Genomic DNA, 13,183 nt, shown 5'->3' with positions numbered 1-13,183 from the left:
CTAGCTTACTGACTTATGAGTCGAAGTTCGTGGATGATTTGTTAATCCATTTAATATCTAAAGTGATCAGATACGATATTAAAGTAAGCTTAAAGTAAGCTAAGTCAAAGTTATCTACCAAGAATCGTGTGAAGATGCTTTGTAAATAAATAAAAATTGAGTTAACTGCTAATTTACTAATAACTAATTTTGAGTGGGCTTAACAGTTACTAAATTCTGAATATTTCTGGGATTCTTGTATGTTATTGCTCTAACTAAAAAACATATCCTGTAACCGGCATCGCAAAGCACCAATAAAATTGCTCGTTACATATGAAACTGCAGGATATGCATTCATCGAGTCAGGATATCTATCCAGTACAGAGAATTATGTAGAAAAGATAAATATTTTTAGAAAATGAGGAATTTAAGAAAAGATAAAGAATTCTACAGAAAAATCAGCTAATTCCAAGTTATAATTCTAAGTTATTAAACTACTGTTAAAGTTTCTATTGAAAAAAGGAGTGCCCGCCTTACGGCGAGCTGTATGTATTGAAGTTTTATTGTGTTTATCCGAAGAGGGCGCCGAGACCGGCCATTCCGTCTTCTTCAGAGGTATCTTCTTCCTCTTCTTCCTCTTCTGCTGCAGGAGCTTCTTCTGCTGCAGGAGCTGCTGCTGCAGGGGCTGCTGCGGCTGCGGGAGCTGCGAATGCTGCCTTTGAGATTGCTTCTTCGATGTCCACGCCTTCAAGGGCTGCGACAAGTGCCTTTACTCTGGCTTCGTTAACTTCTATACCTGCTGCCTGGAGAACGGCAGTGACTGCATCTTCGGTAACTGCTTTACCAGCGTTGTGTAGTAAAAGAGCTGCATATATGTATTCCATTGTTGATCACCTAAATTTCAATTATAGTAAATTTATTTATCCGAAAAGGGCACCGAGACCGGCCATTCCGTCTTCTTCGGCGTGGTCTTCTTCCTCTTCTTCCTCTTCTTCCTCTTCTTCCTTTACTTCTTCCTCTTTCTTCTCGGCTGCTGCTACACTTGCGGCTGCTGCTGCGCTTGCGGCTGCTCCGAGAACTTCCCTCAGTTCGTCATCTACGGCATTTGCATCTTTGTTTGCGGCTTCGGATGCAACGGATGTCATCTGGATATGAGCTTTTGCCAGCAAAGCGTCCATGACTCCGGAATCAAACACAACAGCATTGACACCAAGGTTCTTTGATTCTGCAAAGGCTTTTGACAGTAGGGTGCCGATTGTTGCGCTTGTCGGGTACGCAGTGTTAACAGAGAGATTGAAAGCGTTCTGGGCTGCTCTGATAATGTCAGAGAAGTACTGACTTTCGTCAATTGCAAGGAGTTCCGGCTCGTAAATTGTCCCATCGTCATAAGCGGCTCTTAAGTCAAGCCCTACAATAAGTGGGTATATTTCCAGCTTTGAAAGCATGGTTGCGAGCTTCTGTGGGACTGCCTCACCTGCTTTACAGACAACCTTTGTTTCCTTTACTGCAACCTTCCCTGCCTCAATTGAAGCTGGAATTCCTGCGCTCTGGAGTTCTCCGAGAATCGGGCCAGGTGGGAAACTTGTAGGTCCCTTCTGAACAACAATATCCACAGGAGCTATTGCGCCTCCTTTAATCGGAGAAGGGGTTTTTGTCTGTTCAAGTGCTTTGTAAAGTTTGAAGGGACTTTCGTTGGTAAATATCAAAGCCGTCTGCTTGTCAAGATATTTATTCATCTCGGGAATGCTTCCTCCGAGCTGGTTTAAAGCCCGCTCTGTAAGGGTGTTCCTTGAGACTTTGAGCACCGCAGTGTCTTTAAGGTCACGGCGAATTTTCTGGATCTTGGTTGCAAGAATGCCCTCGATCCCGACCATCCCGAATACCTTATGCGACTGAATGAGATTCTTTATATTTTCTACCTCATCCTTTTTCCACTGTGGGATGTGCTCCGTGTGATGCTTCTCCTCTGCCATTTAAACCACCCTTTCGGATTTTCCCATAGTTGTCGTGACAAAGACAGATCTCAGGTTGTGCCTGCCTTTATCCAGGACACGCTCCAGTCTGGACACTATAGTTTCTATGTTTTCGGCAAGGTCATCAGGATTCATATCCCTTCGGCCTACAGGCACATGGAAAGTGAGCTTGTCTTTAGACCTCAACCTTACCGCATTTTGCTTGCTCTGGATAAGTTCGCCTATATCCTTGTTAGGCAAGAGCGGAATAGGCATTTTCCCTCTGGGTCCGAGAACAATACCAAGATTCTTACCAATAGTTGGCATGAATTGGGTTTCTGCGATAAAAAGGTCACATTCGTTTGCAAGAGCCCTGGCTCTGTTTTTGTCAGCCGCCAGTTCATCGAGCTCAACATCAGAAATAACATACGCAGCACCGGCAGCCTTTGCTCTCAGGCCCACATCACCTTTTGCAAAAACGCCGATCTTCAGTTCTTTTCCGAGCCCGTGAGGAAGAATTACTTCTTCATCGACTCTATTCTTCGGTTGGTTCATGTCAAGATTCTTTAAGTTAATCGCCAGGTCTACACTTTCAGAGAAATTGCGCTTTGGCGATTCTTCAAGTACTTTCTTGACAGCTTCCAGTATAGTTTTTTCTGCCATCTTGTTCCTCCCCGTAGTGTTTGAACTTGCTTGTTCAAGCAGCCTCTTCGGCTTACTACGGTTGGTCTTAGGGCTTCCCCATTAATCCGGGTTCTGTTACTCTTAACAGTAAGCCGCTAATAGCTATTACTTTAATCTATTGCAACGATGTGCAAGATTCTTGAGCTATTAGTGCTATCCGATTTAAAACTATTGGTGGTAATGAATTTCCGAATTAAATAGTAAAGGGATGGAAGGCTTACCACTCCTCACCGGCAAGCAAATCATCGAATTTGCCCTGGTCGAGTGCCTTCTGGCTGTCTTTTGCCTTAACTCCCTCTACGGTTACGCCCATGGGGACACAGGTACCTATTACCTCTTTCATTGTTGACTTGAGATCGTAGGAAAGTACATCCTCCCTTTTCATGCGGGCAATCTTTGCAACCTGCGAGATGCTGAGGTTTCCAACAACCTCGCTTCCTGCATTTCCTGACCCTTTCTGAATCCCTAGCTCTTTCATGATCAGGGATGCGGTGGGTGGAGTGCCTACTTCGATCTCGACATTTTTCTTATCGTCAACTATTACTTTAACAGGAACCTGCATTCCATCATAGTCCCTGGTTTTTTCATTGATCTTTTCGACCACTTCTTTTATATTGACCCCGAGTGGACCAAGCGCCGGACCTAAAGGTGGTCCAGGATTTGCTTTTCCTCCCGGGACAAGTGCTTCAACAATACTTGTCATCTGAGTCTCACCGGTTTTAATAACTATAAACTTTGTAGATCTTTTTCAATCCACTCTGAGTACTGGTGATTTTATTTATTAATAAGCTGGAATTTTTCGGTGTTTACCATCTCGCTGCAGCTTCACTCTTCCTCTTTTTTAAGGATTCTGACAGTGTCGCCACGAATCGTTATGGGAATCGGAACCACAGCATCGAACAGTTCCACAGTAATTTCCTCATGTCCTTCATCAACCCTCTTAACCCGGGCTTTCTCCCCTTTAAAGGGTCCTGAAGTGACCTCAATTATAGCCCCTTCTTTGATTCCTGTCACTGTTGGTTTGGGTTTAAGGAAGTGCTCGATTTCAGCAATTGAAGAGCTCCCTTTCACAAGAGCCCGTGCATGGGGAATAGTCTGAATTGCCTGTTCTACAATTCCGGATTTAGGAGCCTCGACCAGGACATATCCTTTTAGCTCATCAGGAGCTAGAATTGCCCTTATATCCAGCTTCTCCTTTTTTGAAACCCTGGCAAGAGCTGTTGCAACCGATCTTTCCTGGTTTGCCGTGGTTTTAATTACAAATATCTGAGAATCCTCACTCATTGGGCCACCCACTGGGGCAACATTGTCAACAATACATATACTATAAATCCGATTGCTCCCACAACCAGAATGCCAATACCTGCAACTTTGGCAATGGTCAAGAATTCTTCCCTGGACGGTTTTTTAGTAAGTTTCAGGACTCTCAGGTGTGCCCGAATTGTCTGGCCAACGCTTTCTATAGTTATATTCGGTTCAAACGTGGATTCTACCATCAATTCACATCCAGGTTTTCTTATTTTATTTATCTGTCTTGAAATTTTTGCCTGTAACTCTTCCTGTGTGTTTTCCGTTCTCGAGATTCACTTTTTTTATATGTGTGGAGTTTCCCGATTAAGATATGGAAGGAACGGGCGGTTTATATTATTAATTCCTATTATATGAAGATATCACCGACACGGCATTTAAAATATCAAAAGATTTTGGTACTGTTTTTTTTTCAATTTCATCTCGAATCTTAATCGCGTATGTAAAAATATTTCTTTTTTGATGCCGAATCGCATCGGCATCATACTGTATTTACCATAAAAATAGTTTTCGATTGGTTTTTATTCCTAACCCTTATTTTAAAGAGAGGAAAACAGTATTTTTTTCTCCAATCGAAGGTTTAGATCCCTTTATCTCTGGTTTGATCACTCTACAAAATCAATTCCATATTTAAAGGTAATGCTCTTGTTACTCCCATGACCATAAATCTGAGCAGATGTGACTCCTGTAACTACGATCATTGTACGTACAGTCTGTTCAAGGTCAGGGTCGATCTGAGCTCCCCAGATAAGACGGGCGTTTGGGTCTATCCGGCTGTAAACTTCCTGAACCACACACTCAGCTTCTGAAATAGTCATGTCAGGGCCTCCGATCACATTAACAAGGGCAGAAGTCGCGCCTGAGATGTCCACATCAAGAAGCGGGCTGCGCAGGGCTTTCTGTACGGATTCAGCAGCTTTGTTCTCCCCGTCGGATTCTCCAAGACCTATCATTGCAACGCCTCCGTTCTGCATAACAGTTCTGATATCGGCAAAGTCGAGGTTTACAAGTCCTGGCTTTGTAATCAGTTCGGTTATACCCTTCACGGCTCTCATAAGAACTTCGTCTGAGACTTTGAAGGCAGCCTGAAGTGGGAGCCTAGGAACAACTTCAATAAGCTTATCGTTGGGGACCACTATTACAGTGTCTGCGACATCTCTCAGGCGTTCAAGACCTGCCTCTGCATTGGTTCTGCGGACATGGCCCTCCACACTGAAGGGCAGGGTGACAACTGCAATCGTAAGGGCTCCTGCGTCTCTGGCAGCCTCAGCTACTACGGGCGCCGATCCTGTACCGGTTCCTCCTCCAAGTCCTGCGGTGATAAAGACCATGTCAGAGCCTTCGACAACTTTGTTAATCTCGTCGATACTCTCGATTGCTGCATCTTCTCCGATCTGGGGGAGACTTCCGGCGCCAAGTCCACGGGTTTTCTTTTTCCCGATGAGAATCTTTTTACCGGAGCGTATATGAAGAAGGTGCTGGGCATCGGTATTTACAGCTACTAGGTCAGCTCCCTGGATTCCTTCGCCCATCATGCGCTGGATGCTGTTTGAACCGCCACCTCCGCAACCTATCACTTTGATGGTTGTTTTAAGGCTTTTGAGGATCTCTTCAAGTTCAGCATCAACATCTGAGTCTACGTTAGAGTAATCTAAATTTGAGTACTCTCTCTGCCCGCCACGCTCTTCCAGGGCAGATCGAGCAAGGGCTTCTTCCACAATGGATCTCATGCTACTGTTTTCCTCCATCTTACGGGGTAATTTTAATGGCTGGTATTAAAGAGTAAATGTATTTTTAGGGGGAACACGTATATTTCAACCTTCACATATACAGTTTCCAATTTAATAGTTTTCCTTTTCCAATCTTTAAACTTATACTGTATTTGTTTAATAATTTTATTAAATTCTTCGATTTTCCCGCTTAACCTCAGGTTCTTCTATCCACGGCTTATTATAGTCCGTTTTATTCCCTATGTTCTATTCCCTTCTTCCCAATCTTTTTTAATTTATTTAGCCAAATTATTCATTTTTTTATTATTTTATTTTTTTCAAGTCGTTCCTGTATTTTTACCTTTCCCTTTTCTCCGAATTTATATGCACTAATTTATGTGATTAATTATCATACATGATATTCGGTTTCATGTTTGCGCATTCTCTGGAGAATTGACAGTAGTTATGCTTTTCCTCTTATGCTTTTCCTCTTGATTCTCCCAGAACAATGCCTGTCGCGATTAAATGGGCAACCCTGAGAGGCTCAGGAACACTGCTTCTTATTGAAGTAAGCTGAATAATTTTTTTCACAGTTTCCAGGCCTATGCCGGCTCTCTGGATGTAAATAGATTTTTTTTTACCGGGAATTTTTTCTATTTTTCCAGCCCGTTTTATCATTGCCCAGCGCTCTCCTCCATCTGGAAGATATTTGAGGGCGGATTTGATTTTCTCAAAATCCGGGCAGGATCGCATAACCACAATTACAGGGATTCCGGTTTCCCTGTAAAGTTTCTGTATATCCACAACATTAAAGCCTCCATAGGTAACTCCATCGAGAATAACCGTTCTTATCTGGCCATAATGTTTGCTATTCCTTATCATACTGCAGATAATATCAGTAGCATCAAGCCCGTCTCTAGTTATCTCTGAACGAAGGACCCCATCAATCCAGTCCCCGCCCCTTAAAACAGCCCCGACTATCATCACTCTTTCACTGAGGAGCGCAGAATCATCTATACCCAGAATTCGAATTTCGGGCTTAATATGAAAATCTGAATTCACAGGTGCTCTTATGTCTGGATTACAAAAATAGTTTGTCGGTTCCCCGTACATGCCCTCTAAAAAGATCTTGTCCAGGGAAACCCTTAATTCTTCCGGCAAAACCCTGATTCTCTCGGTTAATATAAAAATGAGCCCCCAGAGGGGCTTTCTATTCAGTTTACTTAAGAAGACTTTTATACGAACATGCTTTCAGGAAGATTGGAGGGCATCATCTTCTGCGTATCTGCAGCCATAGATACCTTATCCACTGCTTCGAGGAAGTCTGCCATCTCAACAAATTCTTTGTCTTTCCTGACAGCAAACATACCTGCCTCTGTAGCTACTGCCTTCAGATCTGCTCCACTCATTCCTTCGGTAGCTTTTGCAAGCTTTTTAAAGTCAATATCTTCTGCAAGAGCCATTTTCTCACAATGAATTTCGAGAATCTTTCTTCTGGCTTCTATTCCGGGCATCGGGACATGGACATGCCTATCAAAGCGACCTGGTCTGAGAATAGCCGGGTCAAGGACATCAGGACGGTTTGTTGCTGCAATAATCCTGATATTTTTCCTTTTGTCAAAGCCATCCATCTCTGCCAGCAACTGCATGAGTGTCCTCTGAACCTCACGGTCTGCACCGGTCGTCTCATTCAGACGCCTTGCGGCAATCGAGTCCAGCTCATCAATGAAGATAATACTCGGGGCTTTTTTCCGGGCCATCTCGAAGATCTCCCTTACGAGTTTGGAACCATCCCCTATGTATTTCTGCACGAGTTCTGAACCTACTACCCTGATAAAGGTCGCATTAGTTCTGTGAGCCACAGCTTTTGCAAGCAGGGTTTTTCCTGTTCCCGGGAGCCCATAGAGAAGAACTCCCTTAGGAGGCTCGATACCTATCCGGGCAAAACGTTCTGGCTCAATGAGAGGAAGTTCGACTGCTTCCTGAAGTTCCTGGATTTGCTCATCTAGACCGCCTATTTGGTCGTAGTCCACCTCCACGCTTTCGAGGACTTCCATTGCAGCGACAAAAGGTTCTTCCGTAGAAGGAATAACCTCGGCAATGGCGAGCGTATGCTGGTTCAGGGCAACCTTTGCCCCTGGCAGCAGTTTCTTTTCATCGATATATTGTGAGACATTAACCAGGAACTGAGGTCCGTTGCTGCTCCGGACAATTATCCTGTCATTCTTAATCACGTCAATGACCGTACCAATGATGAGCGGAGAGGTCTTCATCCGATCGAGTTCAGACTGCAGCTTTCGGATTTCCCGTTCATACTTTATCTTCTGGTTTTCCAGATAACGTTTTTCGGATTCAATCTGGCTGCACTGCTCTTCCAGAAAACTGTTTCGGCTTTCAAGTTGCCTCATTCGGTCCTGGACGCTTTCAATTACTTCCCCCAGCTCTCCAGGCTCGATTCCGTCATATAAAGGTCCGGGCTTACCAAGGTGACTGCGCATGCTTTCATCCTTACTTCTGGTACTTTCCGTCATGGAGCTCCGAATAATATTTAAGTCCATACCGTATATAGCGTTTTCGAAGTGATCAATATGCAATGCGAAATATGTGGTGCAGAGATCCGCGGAAAGCCTATATGCATTACAATTGATAACAGTGAACTCCAGGTCTGCCAAAAATGTGCTTCGTACGGTAAACCCGTTGATAAGCGAACTCCCGTGTCAAGAAAAATCTCTCCGGTGGTTCGAATGGTCACACGAACCGAAAATAGGCCAAAAAAGGATTTTTTCGATATTTTGAAAGATGAACTCCTGGATGACTATGATCATATTATCCGGGAAGCCAGAGAAGCCAAAGGCTGGTCTCAGGAGGATCTGGCTGAAAATATCAAGGAAAAAGCATCTCTGATCAAAAAAATAGAACGCAAAGAAATCGTACCGGAAGATTCCGTCCGAAAGAAACTCGAGCACGCTCTTAATATCAAACTTACGGAACGTGTAGAGGTCTCAGGGCAGGAAGTCTCTCACATGAAAAAAGATACTACCCTCGGAGATATTGTGAAAATAAAGAGAAAGTAAATCTCAAAGTAAAAGACGAAATAGTAAATTCCAAAATAGGGAACAAAACAGTCAATTCACAGTAAATAAAAAATAAAGTGAATTGGAGGAAATAAATTTCAACTACAAGCCTTGTTCCTGCAGCAACACATAGTTCCAGACAGTTTTCCTCTCCGGGAATGACAGAGGGCTCAATTAGATGGCGTTTTCTTAAGCCTCTTCCCCCTCTGCTTTTAAGTATTTTTTTATCTTATGGGGCTTTGAATCTCTTTTCGTGTTGAGCCCTTTTCTCAACCCTCTTTTTTGAGCCTTTTTCCTGAATCAATCTTTTAAGGTTCTTCTTTACTTCTAACTTCTATACAATTCTTTAATCTAATGTTCCTTTTCCAAAAGTCCTTTAAATTTTGATTTCAATATCGTATACTTTTTCAGGATTTTCTTTATGAATGATCCAGAACGGTTCCTCACCATAGGTTTCCATGAGTTTTATGGTTCTTTTAGGGATTGTCTTCGGGCCAAGTACTGCGCCTGGTCTGTCAGGATCGTCAATGTAATCTGTTTCCATCATAAATCGTGTACCCTCTTCAAGCGCATGCTCTATTGCCCCTTTAACCGAGATTACCCCCGGGAAGAGTCCAAGCTCTTCACAGGTTTTCACTAGGGGTGGCGAGTAGTGCTTGACAACCCTATACATTTTTATTCCTGTTTTCTTTGCCCTCTCTACTATATCGTGAAGTTCAGGCTCTTCCACACTTTCGGTATGAAGCTGAACTGCACAGTCCTGTTCTTTTCCCAGGGAAAACGCATATTCCATAATTTCATTTGAAGCTTCCCAAACTTCTGGAGTTACAGGATAGTGAGGGCGTCCTGACTTTATCCCTACGGCAAGTCCTTTTTCAACGTATCCCGAAGCAAGTTCGAGACCTCTTTGCATTATCTCAGTAGCTTCCTGTAGATCCATATATTCTGTAAGCTTTGAGATTTCTGCCGGATGGACTCCAAGCACTGGAAAAGCTCCAACACCAAGCTCCCGAATTTTTGATGCGATCTCTACTGTTTCGTCAAAAACCATAAGGTAATCTTCGGGTTTTTTGACGTTTATTCCAAGCGACCAGCTTGGCTTGGTGACCAGAATTATATGAGTTCCACCTGAGTTTTTGAATTCCTTTACTGCTTCTAGCCCCCTGGCTTTTGGATCGATGTGCATGTGGTTATCGGTAATCGGAATTTTTGCAGGCATTTTTTATTCCTCAGAAGTCTGAAGTTCTAGCTTCAATTAAAGTTCGCATTCCTTATCGGAAGTTCCGGCAAATCAGGATAGGTACTTCCTGAATATCGAGTTTTGATTTTTTTAGAAATGTGCTCAGATGTTTGTGCCCCGGAGCTTACTTCAAGTTAAAGATTATTCGGCATAGTATTAATTACCCAAAACTTGAAATATATAGCCTTACGTTCAGTACGCGGGAAGATCCAATTATTCTTACTGAATTTTCGAAAAATTCCCCATTTTTTAGCTTTTCAGTCGCTACGGTTCTTTAAATACGAACCATAAGATCTGGTGATAATATGAGTAAAACCGCAGCAGTAATCAAAGGTGACGGGGTAGGTCCCGAACTTGTGGATGCAATGCTTAATGTTGTAGAAGCCGCTGGCACAGATATAGAATTTGTTATGTGTGAGGCAGGGGCTGAATGGTGGGAAAAGCACGGAGGCATTTCCCTTGTCCCGAATGAGACCTGGGAAATTCTTGACAGTTCTGATGCTTGTTTTAAAGGCCCGACAACCACACCTGGAGGCATAGGCTCTCCAAGGAGTGTGGCTGTATCCATAAGGAGAAAGTATGATCTCTATGCAAACGTGCGGCCAATCAAAACTTTCCCTAACTCAAATGCACCTCTTGGGGATGTGGAAATGGTCTGCGTGCGCGAGGGCACAGAAGGTCTCTACATTGGAGAGGAGATCCAGCTCACAGACGACGTTTCTATTGCAATCCGCAAAATTACACGTACAGCATCTAGGAAGATTGCAAGCTACGCTTTCGAGGAAGCTAAGAGAAGAGGCTATGATGCTGTTGTGCCAATCCATAAGAGCAATATCCTGAAACTAACTTGCGGTTCTTTCTTAGAAGAGGTCGAAAAGGTCGGGCAGAGCTATCCGGATATCGAAATATGGCCTTATCATATTGACAATATTGCTCAGCAGCTAATTAAGAACCCACAGATTTTCAATAAAAAAGTCCTTCTTTCTACAAACCTCTTTATGGATGTAATCAGTGAGGAGTGCTCGGCTCTGGTAGGCAGCATCGGGCTGATTTATTCTGCCAATATCGGGGATTCCTTCGCAATGTTTGAACCTGCTCACGGCTCAGCTCCAAAATATGCAGGTCAGGACAAGGTAAACCCCGTCGCAACCGTACTTGCTGGAGCATGGATGCTTGATTACCTTGGAGAAAAGGAGAAGTCCAAAGCGATATTTAAGGCTACGGAACGTGTAATTTCTGAAGGCAAATATGTAACCTATGATCTCGGAGGCAATGCCAAACTCAGTCAGATGGCTGGCGAGATTGCAAAATATACAGCAGAAATTCTCAAATAAGAAGGTACTGAAGGAAAATTCCTTTATTCCTTCAATTTTCCTTCCTCACACTCAGCTATTTTCCCTTTGTTTTTCAGTTTTCCACGACCTGTATGCACAGGATCGCAGATAGGCTGGTAAAGGAAGTATTTTTCTACATAAGCAAGCAGTTCTTCATCAGAGATACAGGAAACCCTTTCCTCTTTATCATAGAGCTTCTGGATTTCGGTCTGGATTTTCAGGAGTCGGCTGTCATCTTTTTCCACTATTGTCTCAACATCAAGAAGGTCATTTAAGGTCTCTTGAACCTTATATCGTATAACTTCCAGTCCCGAAGAGTCACCTATAAGCAGGAGCCGCTTTCCTCCCACCAATTCCGGAGGATAGGGTTCGTAATTGAAGGGATTTTTGAGGACGCCCGCGGCATGTATTCCGGACTCGTGGGCAAAAATGTTCTTCCCAACCACAGCCTTGTTTCTCGGAACCCGCAGCCCGAGTTCTTTTTCCATGAACCTTGCAAAGCGAGTAACCGGCTCAAGGTTGTATCGATCAAAGCCTTCTACCCTATCTGCCAGGAAAAGCAGAATTTTCTCCATTTCACTATTCCCTGCACGTTCTCCTATGCCCAAGAAAGTCACACTTGTCCAGTTTGCTCCATACCAGAAACCTGCAATTGAGCTTGCCGATCCTAATCCGTAATCATCATGGATATGTGTTTCTATGTTTTTAACCCCGATTTCCTTTTTGAGGTGCTGAACAATTTTCGGAATTCCGTAAGGCTCATCAATATTCATGAAGGGCATTCCGTATCCTACAGTATCACAGACGCGAATAATACAGTCAGGGTCGATTTCCATGATTTTCTCAACAAGCGGGAAAACAAAACCGTAATTATCTGCCCTTGTCATATCCTCAAGGTGTGCTCTTGTGCGGAGTCCGTGATCTACCGCATATTGCAGGGCATCCAGGTATTTCTCTTCGGCTTCCTCCCTGCCTGTGAGCCTCATTTTGGAGAAAATATGGGTATCTGATACTGACATCAGGATTCCAGTTTCCTTTATCCCGTCGACCTCAAGAATTTTGTCAATGTCGGCTCTTGAGGCTCTTGCCCAGCCTGTGATTTCGGGAAACTCGTACCCTATATCGAACATAAGATTAACGGCATCTCTATCCCTTTTATTGAATACAAATGCCTCGAGTTTTTCAATCCCTATCTCGTGCAGGTACTCATAAATTTGAAGCTTGTGTTCTCTGCTCAGGACTATTCCCGGCATCTGGGAGCCGTCACGAATAGTGCTGTCACTTATGTACACATCGTTTCCATAAGGCAGCTTTAATTTGGGCAGATCGTCATATGATTCGTAAATTTTCATCGCTTTTCCTCCTTTCTTTCAGGCGGCAAGGCCCTGCATCGAGAGAGGGCTTTTACTGCTAGCTTTTCCTATGAAAATATGTTTCAGATATACCGATCAAAAAATCAGTTGTATTTAACCGAAGAACTTTAGCTTTTTGTTTAAAAAAAACACTTTTTGGAGGCAATTATGGTTTTTTCATCAAACAGCATCTTACTTTATATATCCTTTTATGTGCCCTGATTTTTAAACGCCAGTGCTTACTTTATACGACCGCGATCAGTTTATGATATGTTCTTATGGTTAAAATCTCTTTCTTTTAAAATACAAAATGTATTTATCTATTTATTCTCTTTATCTTATTAAGATTGATAAAAGATACCATTTCTTTTTCTTCCAAATAACTTACAGATATCTTCTCTGGAATAAAAACGGTATGGTATTAATAAAGAATTAGCATAAGCATTTCTCACGGAAATTTTTCTCGCTTTTTTCCATAGTTTTGTGAAAGTTTATTTTCCTATCCTGCCCTTCTTGCCGATAATAAGGTATATCTATAACAAGTTATATTT

13 protein-coding genes are annotated in these 13,183 nt (G+C 43.0%); 2 read left to right on the top strand and 11 right to left on the bottom strand.

From position 1 onward, the window contains the following. Positions 1-548: 548 nt before the first annotated feature. From rpl12p to AOB57_RS07005, 9 genes are all read right to left on the bottom strand, one after another. A complete protein-coding gene (rpl12p, locus tag AOB57_RS07045; RefSeq protein WP_054299756.1) occupies positions 549-863 on the bottom strand; it encodes a 50S ribosomal protein P1 in 315 nt (104 codons plus the stop codon). 36 nt (positions 864-899) lie between these two features. Then, a complete protein-coding gene (locus AOB57_RS07040) occupies positions 900-1,952 on the bottom strand; it encodes a 50S ribosomal protein L10 (protein ID WP_054299757.1) in 1,053 nt (350 codons plus the stop codon). Next, the gene (locus AOB57_RS07035) at positions 1,953-2,594 is read right to left on the bottom strand and encodes a 50S ribosomal protein L1 (protein WP_054299758.1); all 642 of its coding nucleotides are present in this window, start codon (positions 2,592-2,594) and stop codon (positions 1,953-1,955) included. It lies immediately after the preceding gene. 238 nt (positions 2,595-2,832) lie between these two features. Beyond that, positions 2,833-3,318: a 50S ribosomal protein L11 gene (locus AOB57_RS07030; RefSeq protein ID WP_054299759.1), complete on the bottom strand. Its 486-nt coding sequence runs from the start codon at positions 3,316-3,318 to the stop codon at positions 2,833-2,835. Between the two features lie 122 nt (positions 3,319-3,440). Continuing rightward, the gene (locus tag AOB57_RS07025) at positions 3,441-3,899 is read right to left on the bottom strand and encodes a transcription elongation factor Spt5 (protein ID WP_048167393.1); all 459 of its coding nucleotides are present in this window, start codon (positions 3,897-3,899) and stop codon (positions 3,441-3,443) included. Then, on the bottom strand, positions 3,896-4,111 hold the full coding sequence (locus AOB57_RS07020) for a protein translocase SEC61 complex subunit gamma (protein WP_054299760.1): 216 nt from the start codon (positions 4,109-4,111) through the stop codon (positions 3,896-3,898). The genes AOB57_RS07025 and AOB57_RS07020 overlap by 4 nt, the downstream gene beginning before the upstream one ends. A gap of 417 nt (positions 4,112-4,528) precedes the next feature. Further along, a complete protein-coding gene (gene ftsZ / locus AOB57_RS07015; RefSeq protein ID WP_054299761.1) occupies positions 4,529-5,653 on the bottom strand; it encodes a cell division protein FtsZ in 1,125 nt (374 codons plus the stop codon). Between the two features lie 456 nt (positions 5,654-6,109). Continuing rightward, positions 6,110-6,694, bottom strand: coding sequence for an endonuclease dU (locus tag AOB57_RS07010; RefSeq protein ID WP_054299896.1), 585 nt, complete (start codon positions 6,692-6,694; stop codon positions 6,110-6,112). A gap of 173 nt (positions 6,695-6,867) precedes the next feature. Continuing rightward, entirely contained in the window at positions 6,868-8,190 is a 1,323-nt protein-coding gene (locus AOB57_RS07005; RefSeq protein WP_319592649.1) for a proteasome-activating nucleotidase, read from the bottom strand. 30 nt (positions 8,191-8,220) lie between these two features. Between AOB57_RS07005 and AOB57_RS07000 the strand changes: the two genes are divergently transcribed. After that, positions 8,221-8,706, top strand: coding sequence for a multiprotein bridging factor aMBF1 (locus AOB57_RS07000; protein WP_054299763.1), 486 nt, complete (start codon positions 8,221-8,223; stop codon positions 8,704-8,706). Between the two features lie 376 nt (positions 8,707-9,082). On the opposite strand, the gene AOB57_RS06995 is transcribed toward AOB57_RS07000, so the two are convergent. Then, positions 9,083-9,925 carry a TatD family hydrolase gene (locus AOB57_RS06995; RefSeq protein WP_054299764.1) on the bottom strand — a complete coding sequence of 281 codons (843 nt, stop codon included), beginning with the start codon at positions 9,923-9,925 and terminating at the stop codon, positions 9,083-9,085. A 326-nt stretch (positions 9,926-10,251) separates the two neighbouring features. Here AOB57_RS06995 and AOB57_RS06990 point away from each other — a divergent pair, with 326 nt between their 5' ends. Beyond that, complete coding sequence (locus tag AOB57_RS06990) at positions 10,252-11,280, top strand: isocitrate/isopropylmalate dehydrogenase family protein (RefSeq protein ID WP_054299765.1); 1,029 nt, start codon at positions 10,252-10,254, stop codon at positions 11,278-11,280. A 23-nt stretch (positions 11,281-11,303) separates the two neighbouring features. Here the strand turns inward: AOB57_RS06990 and AOB57_RS06985 are convergent, their stop codons facing one another. Next, positions 11,304-12,632 carry a homocitrate synthase/isopropylmalate synthase family protein gene (locus AOB57_RS06985; RefSeq protein ID WP_054299766.1) on the bottom strand — a complete coding sequence of 443 codons (1,329 nt, stop codon included), beginning with the start codon at positions 12,630-12,632 and terminating at the stop codon, positions 11,304-11,306. Between the last annotated feature and the right edge of the window lie 551 nt (positions 12,633-13,183).

Source organism: Methanosarcina flavescens, from assembly GCF_001304615.2.
GTDB lineage: Archaea > Halobacteriota > Methanosarcinia > Methanosarcinales > Methanosarcinaceae > Methanosarcina > Methanosarcina flavescens.
Note: the sequence above shows the minus strand (reverse complement) of the source record. Positions and strands in the feature narration are given on the sequence as shown.